Here is a 16895-nt window from a genome sequence, read left to right as displayed (position 1 = left end):
CGGACTTAACAAGGCCATCTGCTTCGCCGCATCTCCTCACTTCCTTTCTATTTGATAGTAGTTAATTCCCGTTTTGCAGATGAAACCAACAAAAAACGTTCTTTGATTTTTCAATCAAAGAACGTTTTTGACATTAACAATCCTCCACCGGTTCCGTGACCGGTACGACGGACTGGACGATCGGTAGTTCGACGATGAACGCGGACCCGACACCTTCCGTTGATTCGACATGAATCATTCCTTCGTGCGAACGAACGATTTCCTGACAAATCGCAAGACCAAGACCGGTACCGCCGATTTTTCGACTATCCGAATTATCGACTCGGTAAAACTTACTAAACAGTTGTGGTAACGCGTGACGCGGAATGCCGATTCCCTCATCTTCGATCTTCAGCTGGACACGATCTTCGACTTGACGCATCGTGATCGTGATCTGACCACCATCCGGTGAATACTTGATTGCATTGTTGATCAGGTTCGTGAACAGCTGACGCATTTTTTGTTCGTCAGCATGAATCCGCCCCGTCGTCGTTTCTTCAAAATCAAGGACTAGCTCGTGATCTTTTGCCGAAGCCGTATGGAACTCGACCGTTTCCTGAATGACTTTCGTCAAATCAAGCGGTTTGAAGTCATACTGCTGCTGACTCGATTCCATGCGCTGGACATCGAGGAAGTCGTTGACGAGGTTCGTCAACCGTTCGGTTTCCGCATGAATCGTCTCGAGATACCGTTGACGTTTTGATTCCTGGACGTCGCGCGCAAGCATCAGTTCCGTATAGCCGTAAATCGAGGCAAGCGGTGTCCGCAACTCATGCGAGACGGTCGAGACGAATTCCGATTTCATCCGGTCGATCGCTGTCTCTGCCGTCACGTCACGTAAGACGAGCATCGTACCGCGGAAACAACCACCGTAATGAATTTCCTCTGCATACAGCGTGACGAATCGCTCTTCCTTGTTCAAGGACAACGCCAAGCTCTCCGTCGGAATTTCCTGACTGCAGACATGATCCATGTAGGTTAAGAACGCCTCATGTTGATCGACTTGCACTGCCAACTCTTCGATTTTGACGTCGAGCGTCATCAATCCTTCTTCCGCCACTTGATCGTGCGCCGGATGATGGAATAAAGCGAGCAATGGTTTATTGGCAAAAATCGTCTCCCCTTCGATATAGATGACCGCTTCCCGAATCGAATGGAGAAGTTTGGACGTCTTTTCCCGTTCTCGTTCGACTTCTTCAAAGACACGCATCCGGAGCAAGGAGAGTGCCAATTGACGGGAGAACGACCAGATTTCGTTCGTCTGCTCTTCCGTAAAGGCATCCCGGTAACGGACGAGATAAATGCTTGCAATCATTGTGTTCGTCGCTGGATCCATCACTGGTACGACGATTTCGTACATCGCGTACGGATATGGGAGCGGATGATGACTCGCGACTTGTTTCGTCGAGCGAACGGCGCGTTTGTTTAGACGTGTGCGTTCGAGTAATGACGTCGAAGCATGTAATAACTGGTGCTCCTGAGCTGCCGTCATCCCGTAAGAGACGAGATCCGTATAGCGGTCTTGCTCTAGGAAGACGATTGCTCCGAGCTCCGCATCGGTGATCGTAATCAATTTTTCGATGATCGCCGGATACGCCGTCAACGTTTCGCGAGACGCAAGTGTCTCGGTCAACTCATTGCGATAACGCAAATGGGTCTCGTTACGTAACGTGATGTCGAGTGCTTCTTCGAGTTCTTCCTGTTGCGATTGAAGTTCTTCTTGCTGGGCAATTAATTCTTCCTGTTGACTTTGTAGTTCGTCGTTACTTGCGACGAGTTGATGTTTTTGCCCGGAAATGGCGGCTGCCATCTGGTTGAACGTCGTCGTCAACTCACCAATCTCATCTTGACGATTCGTGATGACGATCGGTGTCGCATCCTCACCTTTAGCGAGTCGTCCACTTTCCCGGTTCAACTGACGCAACTGACGCGTCAAGCGGCGGACGAATGGTCGGACGAAAACGAGAGTAATCAATAAGAGGATTGCGATATTGACGGCTCCGAGAATTTGCGACGAGTTGACTTGTTTACCAAGCCGCTCTTGCGCCGCCATCTCTTGATCGTTTAAGGAATTACGATATTTTGTGAAGACCGTCTCCATATCAACGATACTTGAACTCATATCAGCCGCACTCTTCGTCTTGATGTTGAACTTCCGCTGTGGATCGAGTGGTTTTGATTTCGTGACCTTTCCAAGCGTCGGCATCTTCAAGAACGGTTCCGTCACTTTGCCGTCTTTTTTCGCCGCGACATAATTGACGAGGCTCGGCATGACGCGTTGGGTATACGCTGTATAGAGTTCCCGTGCGTCCGTTGCATACTGCCGTTCTTCTTTGAAGCGTGCATTGCGCTCGAACCAAGTCGTTTGTTGATTGATGCCATTTTTCTTTGCTTCGATTTCTTTTAACATCTCTTCGTCACCAAGCAAGACGAAGCCACGCATCTCGTACTGCATGCTTTGCCATGATTCGTACAAATCGGTCGCCCGTGTCCGATGTTCGTTTAACATCTTTAATTCTTGGCGTGATTCATCCACCTGTTGTTTCGTATATAGGTAGACACCACCTGTCGTTAGCAGCAGTGTCAGAAAAATCACATAAAACGCAGACATGATTTGCCGTCCAATCGTTCGATTCAGCCATGTTTTCATTAAAGGAATTCAACTCCTTTCCCTTTATCTTTCTCCAGCAATAAAGGTATTCCCGTCCATTCATTGTAAACTTTTTTCAATCGATACACAGCATTCTGCTCAAAAAGATTTCAATTTCATACAACTTTAATCTAAATCGTTGTATATGACAATTAGATGTCACGATTCAATCGTTTCCAACAAAAAAAGAGCCCAGCAGGACTCTTTTCAATGATGATGGTGGTGACTATGGCTCCGAACTGGCTGTTCATCCGCTAAATGATCCGCATCCAAAATGCCAAGTCGTAAATACTGGGCTAAGACTTGTTTTTCAGTCGTTTCAGAAATCTGATCTGCTCCTTGAATGAGCCTTAAAATACCGGTCGCAATCCGTAACGGTTCAAGGTTCGTCTTTTCCACCGGAAAACTTGTCAACGTTTCTAAGTAAGCGACGTAATTCAGTGCATCCGATTCATTCGGACTGACGAGACGCGCCGCATGCTCGCGCAGTTGTTGCGTCAATGAATTCGTTGAGATTCCCTTTGAGGCTGCAGAGATAACTCCGAACAGAATGAACCCGATGATGAGAACAAAAAATCCGACCATGAAAATCGGCATGCCCGAGAAGAAGCCGTCGCCTCCCAATTCGCTTTCCATGAATGCTACTGTGAACATGATGAGCCCTCCAAATGAATAGAATAATAACGATCACTTATCCTACGTCATCCTCTTCAAGAAAGTTTCACCTAGTTAGGTAGTTTTTGTAATTCGGCTTGGAACCAGTCTTCAACGAAGAACCGTTCCGTCTCCGTCTCGATTTGATACGAATACAACACCTCAAAGTCACCCTCTGTCAACATCGGTAACGTCAATTCGCGTACGAGATGACGTAACTCCTCCGTCAGTTCAGCTTCATAGCGGATGAATCCATCTTCCCGGTGCTCGACTTCCGTCAAGTATGGGAGGAGGATATGCTTGCCGAATGATTGTGGATCATCGATGACTTCTGCTGTCACACCGAATAGTTCTTCTGCTTCTTCGACGAGTCCTTCTGCTGACTGCACCTCAATATGATCCGGAAACCAGACCGTTAAGCGGTGCCCTTCCTGTAAAAGTCGTTCAAAGACAGGACGAAACGTTTGATTTTGAATCAGTTCGTATTGCATCAGTCTTCCCCTTTCGTGAATTCAAATTTTAATTGATCGCGTTCGAGATAAAGCATCGCCTTGAACTGGCGGGCATTCTTCTTCATCTCGAGTGGCTTCGTTTTTTGTCCAGCGAGTACCTTTTTGACTTCCGTTTGTGTCAATCGAGCACCAAGGATCGTTTTCGGTAACGTAAAGCCGCAGTTGTTTTTTTGATACCCACTACAACCATAGAACTTCCCACGATCAAGAACCGCTGATTGGCACAGCGGGCATGGCCCGACCGGACGATTCGTCGCACCACGCGGGGCCTTACTCTTGACTTGCGTCGGATCAACAGCGAGTTGTTCGATCCGTTGCTTGGCATCAACGACGAGATGCTCCGACAGTTTCTTCGCCTGTTCAATGAACTGGGCGGCAGACGCTTCCCCTTTACCGATTTGCTCGAGACGGCTCTCCCACTTCGCTGTCATCTCTGGCGAAGCAAGAATACTCCCCGTCACGGCATCGATCAATATCCGACCTTTTGGCGTCGGATGAATCTCTTTTTTGACGAGTTTGATGTATTCCCGCCGTTTTAGTCCGTCGATGATCCCGGCACGGGTCGCTTCCGTCCCGAGTCCCTCGACTTCCTTCATAATCGCTTGCAGCTCATCTTCGAGTAATTTACCAGCTGTTTTCATGCCGAGGATGAGTGTCCCTTCCGTATAGCGTTTCGGCGGCTCCGTTTGTTTCTCGAGCAGACGACAGCCTTTGATCGGCATCTCTTGTCCTCGTTCGACGGCTGGCAATTCGACTTCCTTTGATTCGATTTGTAAGACTTGTTTAAAGCCCGGATCAATCGTCCGACTGCCGCGTGTCAAAAAACGGTCCATCTCACGCGTCGTCACGATTTCCGTCTTCTCCGAGACGGCGTCCGGTGCAAAGGCAGCAAGGAAACGGCGAACGATTAAATCGTAGACTTGCGCATCTCGTCCAGAGAGCTTCGCGACGGCACCCGCCTCTTCTGTGGGAATGATCGCATAGTGGTCGCTGACCTTTGCCGGATTGACGTAGCGTTTATCGTTTGCCGGATTGTTCGTCAGGACATCCTTGATTGGACTATATTCCGCTTGTTTTAATAACCGATCAAGAATGACTGGGAACTGTCCCGCTTCCTCTTTGGTCACGAAGGACGAGTCTGTTCGCGGATAACTGATCCAACCACGGATATAGAGTTTTTGCGCGATATCGAGCGTCTCTTTTGCACCGAGACCAAACCGTCGGCTCGCTTCGGTTTGTAAGAGCGATAAACTGAACCAAAATGGCGGTCGTTCCGTCTGCCGTTTTTTCTCGATGGAGGCGACGATTCCGATTCCTTTCGTCCGATCCACGATTGCTTGTGCCTGTTCCCGATCACTCAGCTTCGTCTGTTTCTGCGCATTGATATATTTTCCTTTGTATCGCGTAAAATCCGCCTCGACTTCATAATATGTCTCCGGTCGGAAATCCTCGATCTGTTTTTCCCGTTCGACGATCAGTGCAAGCGTCGGTGTCTGGACTCTTCCGAGGGAAAAGACGTCGGCGATGCCCTTCTTCTTCAGTAACGTCGTATACGCACGGGACGCATTCATCCCGATCAGCCAATCGGCGCAAGCGCGACTCATCGCCTCATGGAAGATGTTCTCTGTTTCCTTTCCATCAAGCAGATTCGCAAACCCATGGTCAACGGCTTGAGGCGTCAAACTCGAAATCCAGAGTCGTTGCAGTGGTTTTGCGTTGTTCGCGAGACGTAAGATCAATCGGACGATTGCCTCTCCCTCTCGCTCGGCATCCGATGCTATAATGATGGAAGTCGTCGTCCGCTCATTCAATAATTTTTTGATGACTTGGTACGGTTTACTTTTACCTTTTGCCAGTCGGTAATCAAATCGTTCCGGGATAATTGGCAAATGGTCATAGTTCCATCGTTTCCACTTGGCGTCATAATGCGCCGGCTCCTGCAGTTCGCATAAATGTCCAACCGCGTAGGCGAGTTTTGCCCCTTGCGGAAATCGGTCACACGGTTTGATTTCGATGTAGCCGTCCCGCTTCACAGACGGATACGGAGCTGCCAGTTTTTCAGCTTGTTTTGGTTTTTCAGCAATGATCAATTGCACACGCTTCACCCTCATTTCCTTACTTCAGACATGTGGAGGTACCCATGCCCTATTTTACGTTATTCATGGCTTTATTCTTTATTTCAACATCGGCAATCTTCGTCAAATGGGCGGAGACCCCGATCGAGGCTGTCGCCTTTTACCGCATGCTGTTCTCGACCTTATTGTTGCTCCCACTCATTCGCTTGAAGGAACTTTTGCAACTCAGTTCGTCGACGATTCGGCATATGCTATTAAGTGGCATTTTGCTCGCCGGGCATTTTTGGCTGTGGTTTCTCTCTCTTGATTATACGACAGTTGCGAGCTCAACGCTCTTCGTGACCGCAAGTCCGATTTTTGTCCTTGCCGGTAACGCGTTATTTTTCAAACAACACCCGTCGCGCAAGGCACTCCTGTTCGTCGCTGTCGCCTTGTTCGGTGGCGGTCTCGTCGCTTACGGAGATATCGCCGTCGGCATGCGCGCCTTGATCGGGGACGGTCTTGCTTTGCTCGCAACGATTTTAGTCGCTGGTTACTGGTTGCTCGGTCAACACGTCCGCACAAGCGTTTCGACGAATCTCTATTCGTTCGGTGTCTACGCTGTCGCGTCGCTCGTCTTGCTTTTGTTATCATTGATTCAATCAACGAATCTCGTCGCTGCGTTCCAACAAGACTGGTGGCTGTATATTCTTCTTGCCGTCTTCCCAACGTTACTCGGTCACAATTTATTCAACTGGGCGCTCGCTCGTGTCAGCGCTAGCATCGTCAGCATCACGATCCTTGGCGAAGCGGTTTGGGGCATGATCTTTGGGTATTATCTGTTTAACGAGAAGTTAACATGGATTCAAATCACCGGTGCTGCTTTACTCTTGATTGGAATCGGATTGTTCCTCCGACGCAATGAACGTGATATTCGTGAACAGCTCGCCCAGCGTGAAAGTGCCACTAGTCAATCTTCCTCATGACAAAAGCGAACCAGGATGATGATCATCCTGGTTCGCTTTTTCGTTACGATCGTGGATCGTCAGGTCGAACTTTCGGTAAACGCCATGTCATCGCGAACGCGAGAATGGCACAAACGACTCCACCGATGAAGACGTAACGTAATCCATGTGATAACGCGAGTTCTGCCGCATACTGCACGTCCTGTCCGAACGTTTTTGCCGTACTCGATTGGAAGAATGGATCAATCGCGTACCCTGAAAGCGTGTCCGACGCTGCAAACGAGCGAAGGATTGATAGGTTGAAGATCGTACCGAAAATCGCAACACCGAGCGTCTGTCCCGTCGTACTCAAGAACGAGTTGACGGCCGTCGCTGAACCACGAAGTGACCAATCGACGGATGTCTGCAAGACGACCATGAAGACGGGTTGCGAGAGACCAAAACCAATTCCGATCAGCGAAACGGCAAGATAGATGAAAACATCACTTGATTCGCGCGTGATCAACGATAAAATTACTGTACCGACGATCAGCAGCCCCATTCCTGTCATCGTCCGGTACCGGGGTGAGGCGACACCAATCGTCCGTCCACCGATGATGGCGGTCAGCGTCCAAAAAAGCGACAGTGGCATCAACATGAAACCAGCTTCGGTCGGACTCTTCCCGAGTACCCCTTGGGCAAAAATCGGAATATACGCTGACATCGAGACGAGCACCCAGGCGGAAAAGAAGACCGCTAAGTTGATCACGAGAATGACCGGATGGCGAATGACTGCTGGTGGCAAGAGTGGATCGCTCGCCTTTTTCTCGACCCGATAAAACGTGAACAATAATACGAAACTAATGAAAAAGCTCGCTAGAATGATCGGCCGCAAGAACGTCTCCGACTCACTGCCCGACAATAAGCCGTAAAGAAACGCACTCATCCCGAGCGCAAACAATAAGGCACCCCGGTAATCGATTTTCCGCTCCGTTTCCCTGACCGTCTCTTTGTAGTAAACGACGATCATGAAAAACGATAATAAGGCAAACGGTACGTTTAGTAAGAAAATATACCGCCACGAAAGCGATTCGACGAGGAATCCACCGACAAGTGGTCCCGCGACACCCGAAATCCCCCACACGGCACTGAGCACTCCTTGGATTTTCCCTCGTTCCTCATATGTATACAAATCACCGATGATCGTCATCGCGATCGGCAATACAGCTCCTGCCCCGATTCCTTGAACGGCGCGGAAAACGATCAACATCTCCATCGATTGAGCGAGTCCACAGGCTAACGAAGCGACGGTGAAGACGCCGATCCCGAATAACAGAACCCGTTTTCGACCATATAAATCTGCCATCTTGCCGTAAATCGGTGTTGATACCGCCATGAACAACAAGAACCCAGCAAAGATCCAACTGACTAATTTCGCCCCGTTCAATTCACTCGCCATGACAGGTGTTGCTGTTGCAACGATCGTCCCCTCAATCGCGGCTAAAAACGTCGCGAGCAACAAGGCGACGGTTACTTTTTTCCTCATTTGTTCCACTTCCCCTCTACTGTTCTATCATACTGGTTGAACCAGTGATAAGAAAAGTAAATGCTTATGAAACAGGATTCGCGGGAACGGTATGGAATGGTATACACTAGACTCAGATTCACGATTTCGAATGGAGGAATGTCCTATGTTACGAAAAACGGCACTGATTACCGGTGCATCAGGTGGAATCGGACTCGATCTCGCTGTTCTCGCAGCGCGCGATGGTTTTGATTGTGTCCTTATTGCCCGCAATGAGAAAAAATTGAAGGAGCTTCAACAGGTCCTTGAAAAACGCTATCAGATCAAGGTCTATGTATTCGCTGCTGATTTATCACTAAGCGACAGCGTTGATCATCTCGTGCAATACTTAGAGGAACAAGAATTGACGGTCGATCTATTATTCAATAATGCCGGCTTCGCCACGTCGGGACGCTTTGCGGAAATCGATCCAACAGAAGACATTAACTCGATCCAGGTCAACGTCGTCGCCTTGACGGATTTGACGAAACGTCTCTTACCGGGAATGGTCGAACGTGGCTTCGGACGCATCTTGAATGTCGCATCCGTTGCTGCCTTCATGCCAGGACCATACATGAGTGTCTACTATGCAACGAAAGCCTATGTCCTGTCGTTCTCGGAAGCACTTGCGACAGAAGTCGACGGCTCGGGTGTCAGTGTGACTTGTCTCTGCCCAGGACCGACCGATACGAACTTCTTCGACCGGGCGAACATCACGCTACCGTTCAAGAGTATGCCGTCACACCTCGTCGCATTCGCTGGGTACCGTGGCATGCTCAAAGGACGCCGCGTCGTCGTTCCAGGTGTAAGCAACCGGGCCATGGTTTCCTTGTCTCGTCTCCTGCCGCGTCGTCTCCTAACGGAAGTAACAGGACGAATCCAAAATCCTGCACGTCAGCAAGAATCCTCGACAGAAGAAGATCTCCTGTACGCGAATTCATGAAAAAACGGAAGAGCCAGATAGCTGGTTCTTCCGTTTTTGTATTTACGCTTCGCGATGACGAAAGCGTCGCGTCACATAACGTTTGACGCGATCAAATGTCATCGTATAATGATACAGATAACGAACCACGAGCGCACCCGTGATTGAGACGAGGTACCCCGTCGATAAGACGAGTAACCAGGAAACAATCGCGAGGAACCATGAACTCTCGAATCGTAAATATTGCCATTGTAATCCTTCTGATGAGGTAATCAACATGGCGCCCGGGAAAACGGAGGCAGCGAGTAAGTAACAAGCGGCGTAGCGTCCTCTAATGGTACCTTTCATCAACAAAATACTACCAAACACTAAGCCGACGCTCGAGACGATGAGTAACATGACGACATAAGCAAGCGAAATCGATGATCCCAGCATATGCCTTCCCTCCTGTTCGGTATGTTACTATTCTGTACCCCTCTTTTCATCGAATGAATGCAAAATTCGTAAAAAAATCGGAAACAATATCCAGATGAATACCGCATTACTGAATCCATGAAGTAAGTCAAACGTTCCCCCGGTCACAAGTAATGTCAAAAAGGCTTGCCACGAGAACCCGGTTAATACCAAGAAACCGAGATTGCTCACCCATCCATATAAAAAGCCAGCAAAAAAACCATACCCGGTTAATACGATTCGGGATCGAAGAAACGGAATGAATCCTAGACTGGCAATCGTTGCATACGCCAGTGCCTGAAAGAGGACGAACGGACCGCTTCCTAAAAATAAACTCGTCAATACGACGACGAGCATCCCAGAGATAGCACCGGCGATTGGATGAACGAAGACGGCTACTAATAAGACGAGGGCCGTTGCCGGCTGAATGTTCGGCAAACTGGAAAACAACAAACGTCCAACGATTGCCGCTGCCGTCATGATAGCGATGAACCGTAATCGTTGATCTGTCACCTGAAGTCTCTCAAACATGATCAAGAACAAAGAAACGATCAGAACCGTTACGACGATCATACGAACAACCGACTTTCTTGTAAAAAGTGCTTCGTTGGTCCATCGAAAGCCACTTCTCCGTGCACGAGATAGATGATCCGCTGTGCTGCCCGAATTAGAACTGGATCATGCGTCGCCATAACGATCAGATTCGTTGGATTCTGCTTCCACGATGCGACAAAATCCATTCGTGCGCTGTCATCAAGTCCAGCCGTCGGTTCATCAAAGTAATAGCTGTCTTTACTCCATTCGATACCGTCCAAGAGACGTTTTTTTTGCGTCGTAAAACTACCGCTTCGATCGTCTAATGGCGCAAGCATCGGATGCGCTGGTACATAATGCGTCTCCCCCGACCGCTGGACTTTTCCGTATAGCGGTCGCTCGACACCGAGCGCGAGCCGGAGTAACGTCGATTTCCCACTACCATTTGCACCAATGATCGCAATCCGTTCGCCTTGATGAAACGACAATTTTTCTGTCACGAGTGCATAGCGTGTCTGTAACGGATAACGGTGTTGGACGTTTTCGATCCGATTCAGGACACGACCTGTCAGTTCAGTGGCGCGACTCGTGATCGCCAAGTCGGATTGGATCGTCATCGAGCAATGGATCTGACAACCAAACCGTCGTTCGATTTCTTCAAGCAATCCCATTAATCGCTTGCGTCTGACATGATCAAGAAAGAGAAACGGTTCCGACAAAAAAAGTGTCTTCGGTGACGAAGACAAGGCATGACCGAGTCCGACGAGCTGTTGTTCCCCAGCCGAAAGTTCACTCGACTCCGCTTCAAAAAAGGCTTCTAAGCCAAGTAAGGTCGCGAGTTCTCCGGCTCGAAACAAGGAGACGGTCGCAAGCAAGTCCCGGACACGTCCATGTAGGAGGCGCTCTGGTGTCAAGACCGATTGATCATGTTCGATTGCCTGATGTCGCAGTCGCTCTTCTCGATCGTTGTCGGTATACATGATAGGCATCCCGCATTCCTCCCTTTGTAACTAATAATGATATTGGTAGCAACAGAGCCGAAGCGATTGCCCATGATGTGAAACAAAGCAGGACTCCCATTGTTAGCAGGACTCCGGTCTGAACATCCCGTCGCGCGAACGGTCGTAAACGAGACGGTGCCGCTTCGATCGGGATGATATGATAGGCCGCCATCCGTTCCAGACGAATGCCAAGCGACGCATCAGGATGACTCATCTTAACCTCCGGCCAAGTCCGTAAAAACGAGGGAATTAGTGCCAGGACCATACCCGTCAATCGTGTTAGTCGGGGTAGGAAACGAAACAACGGTCCCATCTGATCAAGTCGAACTAACGTGAAGATCCATTGACTTGAGGTGACGAATAATGTCACCTGGATCGTCGTTTCATATATGGCAAACGAATCGATGCTTGCTCCATATAGGAGTGGTACACACATCATGACGGCATAGAGAGCAGGAAGTAAGAGATATCGAAAAATAGTCCGCTCTTGAACGAATAAGAACAAGAGTAGATGATAGACCACGATGATCGTTTGATCGTGTGTGAGGACGAACGGGATCGTAATCATCCCGATGAAAAAGAGAGCGACGTTCACTGGGTGAAGTCGCTCCCGTTCTGGTTTACTCAAAATAAGCCATTGCATCTTTTTCAAACCGCCATTCGAGACGGTCTCCTTTTTTCAGTTCATAACTCCCGGCACCGACTTCCCCGGGTTTTCCGTTGACACCGAAGACCCAGCCACTCCCTGCTCCAGCTGACTTTTCACGAATCCCATCGACTGCCGTTACATATGCCATCTCACCTTTACCTGTTTTAACGACATCAAGCGTTGTATCTTCAAGCGCATCCAGTGCTGTATCTTTTTTATTTAAACACACGTCTTTATCGAATAATGTCTTATCCTTGACGTGATCCACGACCGACACCTTGACTTCGGTCTCACAAGACGCTGTTTGTTGTTCCTCTTTTGCTTCTGCGCAACCGGCAAGTAACACGATACTTGCAGCAAATAACCATTTTTTCATCGTACGACTCCTTTTCGCCTTGAGGTCTCAAAGCTGTAATTGTATAACAGAATGGTTTTGTCTCGTAATGATTGACCGTCAGACCGCAGATAGGTCAGGCGAATCGCATTCGCTAAGACATCGTCCCCTGTATTAACATACGGAATAAGTTTTCCTTTGTCATCAATCAAAAATACTGTCGCATCCTGCAGACTAAACGTTTCGTAGAGCCCATCGAGATCCATCTCGACATAGGGGGTTTTGGAATCATGTAAAATCTCATGCATCGAGAGTTTTCGTAACGTCTCAAACGATTGGTTCGCATCAATCAGTTTTTGATAATACGATATCAATGATTTCGTTGCCAACTCTTCACGTGGTCGATAGGAAATCGTTCCGGTCAACTCTTGATAACTGACATCATAACGAATGAACCGTTTCGGAGTTTGGACGAGCATCTCAAACGAAGCATTCCGTAGATTCCCGCCTCGATCGAACATTAGCTGGCTTTGTTCCAATCGTAATCCGTCTTCTCCTACACGGCGTTCGACTTGTGCGAGAAAGCGATCGAACGAATCATCCGTGATGGTCACGCGACCAATCTGTTGAGTTTCTTCCCGCAACGTTCCGGCGTCAAACGGTCCGAGGAACAGTTGAAACAAGAAGAACAAGAACCCGAATAATGCCATGTATCGTTTATAACGTGAATTCTTTTTCGGATGCAACACGATCAAAAAGATGATGATGCCGAGCGGTAATTGAATATCATAGACTGGAAACGACACGGCGCCGAGACACGCATAAAAAATGAACTTCATATATAAGTATGTTTCTTTTTCCGTTCGCCGTTCAAGTAAAAACGCTAAGCCACTAGCAGCCAGTAAAAAGAGTGCCCATAAAATGAGAAAGTCCATCTTTTACCCTTTGACCGGGACGACCCGGTGATCAAACATGAGATGGCTGTTTGCAAATACTTCTCGTGCCTCTTGTTCCAGTACTTCTTCTTGATCGACATAACGCGCAGATACGTGCGTCAAGAGGAGCTTTTTTACCTGCGCCGTATCCGCGATGACAGCTGCCTGTCGAGCAGTCGAGTGACCGAAGCGTCCCGCATGTTCGACTTCTCGATCGGCAAACGTCGCTTCATGGACTAATACATCGACATCTCGCGCGAGCTCTATCGACGCCTCGCACGGCATCGTATCACCAAGAACCGCTAGCTTGACACCTGGTTTGGGAGATTCTAAAAAGTCAGACGATGCGTAGACCGTGCCATCGAATTCAAAGGTTTCTTCCAGTGTGATTCGGCGATAGAGTGGACCGGAAGGAACTCCAAGTGCCTTCAGTGCATCGACACGCAATGCCCCACGCTCTTCTGGTCCTTCTAGACGGTACCCGAACGCCGGAAAACGGTGCTCAAGTGACCGCACCGTCACGCGGAAACCATCTTGTTCGTATGTTTGACCATCTTCGACTTCAACGATCTGGAGTGGATAACGTAAATAGGTTCCTGTAATCCTTAATGTCGCATCCATCCATTCCTTAATCCCTGTCGGTCCATAGATCGTTAGCGGTGTCGTTCCTTCTAAGGCAGCTCGCGTACTGATAAATCCTGGTAATCCAAAAATATGATCCCCATGTAAATGGGTGATGAAGATCGCGTTGACTTTTCGTGGTTTAATCGGACTGTGTAAGATTTGATGTTGCGTCGCCTCTCCACAATCGAACAACCAGGTCATTTTGGGGTGTAACAAGGCAATCGAAGTAACGTTCCGTTGTTTTGACGGCATACCGGCTCCTGTCCCTAAAAAATAAAATTCCATCTTTTTCCCCTTTTCGTAAAATTAGCATTTTTTATACACAAAATACACCTTTCGTCTGTCGAAGCATGGTAAACTGTACCTATTCAGATTTGGAAGGTGGTTTTTTCCATGACTAAGATTGAACGGACATATGCCCGGATCGTCCGGGAAGCCCGTAAACTAAACGAGAGTTATCGGCAAAAATACGGAAAGTCGATTCAAATCGATGAAATCGCTTCGACCTTATTATGTACAGAAGAACTCGTTTTAGAGTCTATGGAATATGTGGATCGTCCTCAAGTAGTTTAATCGTACAATGATAAAGAGTGTATCGCAATGTCGCGATACACTCTTTTTGTGTTCCATCAGCTTATTTGTTCGTGATGTAATCGACTAACGTCACACAAAGTTCCGCTGTTTTGACGAGTTCTTCGATTGGCATCTTCTCATTCGTCGTATGGATATCTTCATATCCGACCGCCAAGTTGACCGTTGGGATACCGAAACCAGCGATGACATTGGCATCTGATCCGCCACCAGAATGCAAGAGACGTGGTGTACGTCCAAGTTGTGCGATGGCTGCTTTTGCGACTTCGACAACTTGATCTCCATCTTCGAACTTGAAGCCTGGGTACATGACTTTGACTTCCACTTCGGCACGACCACCGAGTTCTGCCGCTACTTCTTCAAACGCCGCTTTCATCTTCTCAGTCTGCGCTTCCATCTTCGTAGCAACAAGTGAACGTGCTTCCGCGAAAATTTCTACATAATCACAAACGATGTTTGTTGATGGACCACCACCGCTGAACCGTCCGATGTTAGCTGTCGTCTCTTCATCAATCCGACCGAGTGGCATCTTCGCGATGGCTTTTGAAGCAATCGTAATCGCAGAGACCCCTTTTTCTGGTGCAACACCAGCGTGAGCTGTTTTTCCAAAAATCTTCGCATTGACTTTTGCTTGGGTTGGAGCAGCGGTGATGATGTCCCCTACTTTTCCGTCTGAATCGAGTGCGAAACCGTAATCCGCATCAATTTTCGATGAATCAAGGACCATCGCCCCAACAAGTCCAGATTCTTCACCGACTGTAATGACGAACTGGATTTTTCCGTGTGGTTGATTTGTCTCATTGAGTACATGAACGAGTTCAATTAGTGAAGCGAGTCCCGTTTTATCATCTGCTCCAAGAATCGTCGTGCCGTCCGTCTTGACATAACCGTCCTCGATGATTGGTTTGATTCCTTGACCCGGGAATACTGTATCCATATGGGAAGTGAAATAAATTTTATCGACCCCATCTTTTGTTGCCGGAAGCGTGACGATCAAGTTATTTCCTTTGTGTTCCGTCTTAGACGAAGCGTCATCTTCAAAAACGTCACATCCGAGATCCTCAAACGTTTTTTTCAAGTGAGCACAAATCCGTGCTTCCTCTTTTGATTCCGAATCGATCTGGACAAGCTCTAAAAACGTATCCAATACGCGTTGTTCATTGACCATGACAAAAACCTCCTCTAATATACTTCAATCCAATAGCGCTTTATTAGTATACCATCCTGACAGCTATTTGCACTTCTGAAAGGTTGTTTGTACAATGGCAGTAATCAGTCGATATGAGAGAGGAGGACATGACGATATGGCAAGACCATCGAAACAACAACGGATCATTAAATGGACGACGATCGGAATCTTAGCGATTTTCCTACTCGGAACATTCGCTTCAACGATGTTCTATTTCTTTTGATTGACGTAGCGTTGTTTGAGACGCAAATATTGCTCTGCTTCCTGCAGCATATGCAACAAGGCAGATCGAACCTCAAACTCTTCCCGTGTGACGGGTAAGGCAGAGGCACGAAAACGCGTCAATAGCGCTTCTAGTTCTAAAATGTATACCATTGCGTCGGCTTCAGGTCGGACATTGTCGCCAATCGTCCGAAAGAAGGCGGCGACTTTTTTTCCTTCTTCGACAACGAGAACAAGTTCCTCCGCATGATGGACGATGCCACGTAGAAGCTCGAATTGTTGTTCGCGCATCCGGAAATAGGCATAGTCCTCATCGTCATTACGTCGACCGATCGCATTCCCCATCCGTTTTAAGGCAGCATCTTTTCCCTCATGTAACAGCCGTTCCGTCTCGTCAAGCGTCAACGCATGATGATTGACTCGCCCTGTCTCGATCGCGGCCGCGACTTCATAGAATAAGGACGCGATCCGTTGATCAATCTTTTCCCGTCGGTCGTCGATCAATAGATCGAGACTTGGCATGTACATGTTGACAAGCATTCCGACACCAACACCAATTCCGAGCAATAAGGATTCATTCAACAGGATGTGTGCGTTGAGCTGACGTTCCGTATACAAATGTGTCAGTATGACGACACTCGTGATGAAACCGTCCTGAAGTCGGAGGCGTTGAACGGATGGAAGGAATAAAATGAAATAGATCAATAACGTAACCGGACGATAGCCGATGACTTCGAACAGAATGAATCCAAGTACGATGGCAAGTAATGATGCCATGATCCGTTCGTAAGAAGACCGAAACGTCTTCTTTCGTGTCGATTGGATACTCAAGATCGCAATGATCGCAGCGAAAACGTAATAATCGAGCTTGAGTCGCTCCGCGATCCACATCGCGAGCGCGGCAGCGACTGCGGTCTTCAGCGTTCGATAACCGATTTGCATCAGATTCACCTCCCCATTTGTTTTTCTTTGTTAGACTACCTACGTTGGACACGAATGTCCATTGCTTTTTAAAGGACGTGAT

Annotated in this window: 17 protein-coding genes; 3 read left to right on the top strand and 14 right to left on the bottom strand. The window is 48.1% G+C overall.

Annotated elements, in window-relative coordinates; all coding sequences use genetic code 11:
* Positions 1 to 133: 133 nt before the first annotated feature.
* The 4 genes from Q7C19_RS01580 to Q7C19_RS01565 form a co-directional block, all read right to left on the bottom strand.
* Positions 134 to 2689, bottom strand: a complete 2556-nt coding sequence (locus Q7C19_RS01580) for an ATP-binding protein (protein ID WP_375091456.1) — start codon at positions 2687 to 2689, stop codon at positions 134 to 136.
* 207 nt (positions 2690 to 2896) lie between these two features.
* Positions 2897 to 3343 carry a hypothetical protein gene (locus tag Q7C19_RS01575; protein WP_290749063.1) on the bottom strand — a complete coding sequence of 149 codons (447 nt, stop codon included), beginning with the start codon at positions 3341 to 3343 and terminating at the stop codon, positions 2897 to 2899.
* A gap of 71 nt (positions 3344 to 3414) precedes the next feature.
* The gene (locus tag Q7C19_RS01570; protein ID WP_375091455.1) at positions 3415 to 3834 is read right to left on the bottom strand and encodes a hypothetical protein; all 420 of its coding nucleotides are present in this window, start codon (positions 3832 to 3834) and stop codon (positions 3415 to 3417) included.
* Positions 3834 to 5960 carry a type IA DNA topoisomerase gene (locus tag Q7C19_RS01565; RefSeq protein WP_375091454.1) on the bottom strand — a complete coding sequence of 709 codons (2127 nt, stop codon included), beginning with the start codon at positions 5958 to 5960 and terminating at the stop codon, positions 3834 to 3836. Before Q7C19_RS01565 ends, Q7C19_RS01570 begins: the two co-directional genes overlap by 1 nt.
* Before the next feature lie 35 nt (positions 5961 to 5995).
* On the opposite strand from Q7C19_RS01565, the gene Q7C19_RS01560 reads away from it, so the two are divergent.
* Positions 5996 to 6895 carry a DMT family transporter gene (locus Q7C19_RS01560; RefSeq protein WP_035408998.1) on the top strand — a complete coding sequence of 300 codons (900 nt, stop codon included), beginning with the start codon at positions 5996 to 5998 and terminating at the stop codon, positions 6893 to 6895.
* A gap of 43 nt (positions 6896 to 6938) precedes the next feature.
* Here the strand turns inward: Q7C19_RS01560 and Q7C19_RS01555 are convergent, their stop codons facing one another.
* Positions 6939 to 8399: an MDR family MFS transporter gene (locus Q7C19_RS01555; RefSeq protein ID WP_290749052.1), complete on the bottom strand. Its 1461-nt coding sequence runs from the start codon at positions 8397 to 8399 to the stop codon at positions 6939 to 6941.
* Between the two features lie 145 nt (positions 8400 to 8544).
* Between Q7C19_RS01555 and Q7C19_RS01550 the strand changes: the two genes are divergently transcribed.
* The gene (locus tag Q7C19_RS01550) at positions 8545 to 9360 is read left to right on the top strand and encodes an SDR family NAD(P)-dependent oxidoreductase (RefSeq protein WP_313489356.1); all 816 of its coding nucleotides are present in this window, start codon (positions 8545 to 8547) and stop codon (positions 9358 to 9360) included.
* A gap of 42 nt (positions 9361 to 9402) precedes the next feature.
* On the opposite strand, the gene Q7C19_RS01545 is transcribed toward Q7C19_RS01550, so the two are convergent.
* Genes Q7C19_RS01545 through rnz form a run of 7 tightly spaced genes read right to left on the bottom strand, consistent with a single transcriptional unit; the run spans position 9403 to position 14154 of the window.
* The gene (locus tag Q7C19_RS01545; RefSeq protein WP_056060317.1) at positions 9403 to 9774 is read right to left on the bottom strand and encodes a hypothetical protein; all 372 of its coding nucleotides are present in this window, start codon (positions 9772 to 9774) and stop codon (positions 9403 to 9405) included.
* A 27-nt stretch (positions 9775 to 9801) separates the two neighbouring features.
* On the bottom strand, positions 9802 to 10365 hold the full coding sequence (locus tag Q7C19_RS01540; protein WP_313489355.1) for an ECF transporter S component: 564 nt from the start codon (positions 10363 to 10365) through the stop codon (positions 9802 to 9804).
* A complete protein-coding gene (locus Q7C19_RS01535) occupies positions 10362 to 11315 on the bottom strand; it encodes an ATP-binding cassette domain-containing protein (RefSeq protein ID WP_313489353.1) in 954 nt (317 codons plus the stop codon). The genes Q7C19_RS01540 and Q7C19_RS01535 overlap by 4 nt, the downstream gene beginning before the upstream one ends.
* The gene (locus tag Q7C19_RS01530; protein ID WP_290772714.1) at positions 11251 to 11970 is read right to left on the bottom strand and encodes a hypothetical protein; all 720 of its coding nucleotides are present in this window, start codon (positions 11968 to 11970) and stop codon (positions 11251 to 11253) included. Before Q7C19_RS01530 ends, Q7C19_RS01535 begins: the two co-directional genes overlap by 65 nt.
* Positions 11948 to 12352, bottom strand: coding sequence for a DUF4430 domain-containing protein (locus tag Q7C19_RS01525; protein WP_035409014.1), 405 nt, complete (start codon positions 12350 to 12352; stop codon positions 11948 to 11950). Before Q7C19_RS01525 ends, Q7C19_RS01530 begins: the two co-directional genes overlap by 23 nt.
* The gene (locus tag Q7C19_RS01520; RefSeq protein ID WP_035409016.1) at positions 12349 to 13245 is read right to left on the bottom strand and encodes a hypothetical protein; all 897 of its coding nucleotides are present in this window, start codon (positions 13243 to 13245) and stop codon (positions 12349 to 12351) included. Before Q7C19_RS01520 ends, Q7C19_RS01525 begins: the two co-directional genes overlap by 4 nt.
* A gap of 3 nt (positions 13246 to 13248) precedes the next feature.
* Positions 13249 to 14154, bottom strand: a complete 906-nt coding sequence (gene rnz / locus Q7C19_RS01515; RefSeq protein WP_290749033.1) for a ribonuclease Z — start codon at positions 14152 to 14154, stop codon at positions 13249 to 13251.
* 108 nt (positions 14155 to 14262) lie between these two features.
* Between rnz and Q7C19_RS01510 the strand changes: the two genes are divergently transcribed.
* Entirely contained in the window at positions 14263 to 14442 is a 180-nt protein-coding gene (locus Q7C19_RS01510; RefSeq protein WP_023467629.1) for a hypothetical protein, read from the top strand.
* A 61-nt stretch (positions 14443 to 14503) separates the two neighbouring features.
* Here Q7C19_RS01510 and Q7C19_RS01505 read toward each other — a convergent pair whose 3' ends face one another.
* Positions 14504 to 15628: a M20/M25/M40 family metallo-hydrolase gene (locus Q7C19_RS01505; RefSeq protein ID WP_375091453.1), complete on the bottom strand. Its 1125-nt coding sequence runs from the start codon at positions 15626 to 15628 to the stop codon at positions 14504 to 14506.
* Between the two features lie 231 nt (positions 15629 to 15859).
* The gene (locus Q7C19_RS01500; protein ID WP_035409021.1) at positions 15860 to 16813 is read right to left on the bottom strand and encodes an aromatic acid exporter family protein; all 954 of its coding nucleotides are present in this window, start codon (positions 16811 to 16813) and stop codon (positions 15860 to 15862) included.
* Positions 16814 to 16895 lie beyond the last annotated feature (82 nt).

The sequence above is a fragment of the Exiguobacterium sp. PHA03 genome (assembly GCF_041945985.1).
Classification (GTDB): Bacteria; Bacillota; Bacilli; order Exiguobacteriales; family Exiguobacteriaceae; genus Exiguobacterium_A.
The sequence above is the reverse complement of the archived record's forward strand: the minus strand, read 5'-3'. Positions and strand labels throughout refer to the sequence as shown.

Excerpts from the sequence above, each read along its gene's own strand:
- Q7C19_RS01580 (WP_375091456.1), bottom strand. The coding sequence starts at position 2,689 with ATGAAAACATGGCTGAATCGAACGATTGGACGGCAAATCATGTCTGCG.
- Q7C19_RS01575 (WP_290749063.1), bottom strand. The coding sequence starts at position 3,343 with ATGTTCACAGTAGCATTCATGGAAAGCGAATTGGGAGGCGACGGCTTC.
- Q7C19_RS01570 (WP_375091455.1), bottom strand. The coding sequence starts at position 3,834 with ATGCAATACGAACTGATTCAAAATCAAACGTTTCGTCCTGTCTTTGAA.
- Q7C19_RS01560 (WP_035408998.1), top strand. The coding sequence starts at position 5,996 with ATGCCCTATTTTACGTTATTCATGGCTTTATTCTTTATTTCAACATCG.
- Q7C19_RS01555 (WP_290749052.1), bottom strand. The coding sequence starts at position 8,399 with ATGAGGAAAAAAGTAACCGTCGCCTTGTTGCTCGCGACGTTTTTAGCC.
- Q7C19_RS01550 (WP_313489356.1), top strand. The coding sequence starts at position 8,545 with ATGTTACGAAAAACGGCACTGATTACCGGTGCATCAGGTGGAATCGGA.
- Q7C19_RS01545 (WP_056060317.1), bottom strand. The coding sequence starts at position 9,774 with ATGCTGGGATCATCGATTTCGCTTGCTTATGTCGTCATGTTACTCATC.
- Q7C19_RS01540 (WP_313489355.1), bottom strand. The coding sequence starts at position 10,365 with ATGATCGTCGTAACGGTTCTGATCGTTTCTTTGTTCTTGATCATGTTT.
- Q7C19_RS01535 (WP_313489353.1), bottom strand. The coding sequence starts at position 11,315 with ATGCCTATCATGTATACCGACAACGATCGAGAAGAGCGACTGCGACAT.
- Q7C19_RS01530 (WP_290772714.1), bottom strand. The coding sequence starts at position 11,970 with ATGCAATGGCTTATTTTGAGTAAACCAGAACGGGAGCGACTTCACCCA.
- Q7C19_RS01525 (WP_035409014.1), bottom strand. The coding sequence starts at position 12,352 with ATGAAAAAATGGTTATTTGCTGCAAGTATCGTGTTACTTGCCGGTTGC.
- Q7C19_RS01520 (WP_035409016.1), bottom strand. The coding sequence starts at position 13,245 with ATGGACTTTCTCATTTTATGGGCACTCTTTTTACTGGCTGCTAGTGGC.
- rnz (WP_290749033.1), bottom strand. The coding sequence starts at position 14,154 with ATGGAATTTTATTTTTTAGGGACAGGAGCCGGTATGCCGTCAAAACAA.
- Q7C19_RS01510 (WP_023467629.1), top strand. The coding sequence starts at position 14,263 with ATGACTAAGATTGAACGGACATATGCCCGGATCGTCCGGGAAGCCCGT.
- Q7C19_RS01505 (WP_375091453.1), bottom strand. The coding sequence starts at position 15,628 with ATGGTCAATGAACAACGCGTATTGGATACGTTTTTAGAGCTTGTCCAG.
- Q7C19_RS01500 (WP_035409021.1), bottom strand. The coding sequence starts at position 16,813 with ATGCAAATCGGTTATCGAACGCTGAAGACCGCAGTCGCTGCCGCGCTC.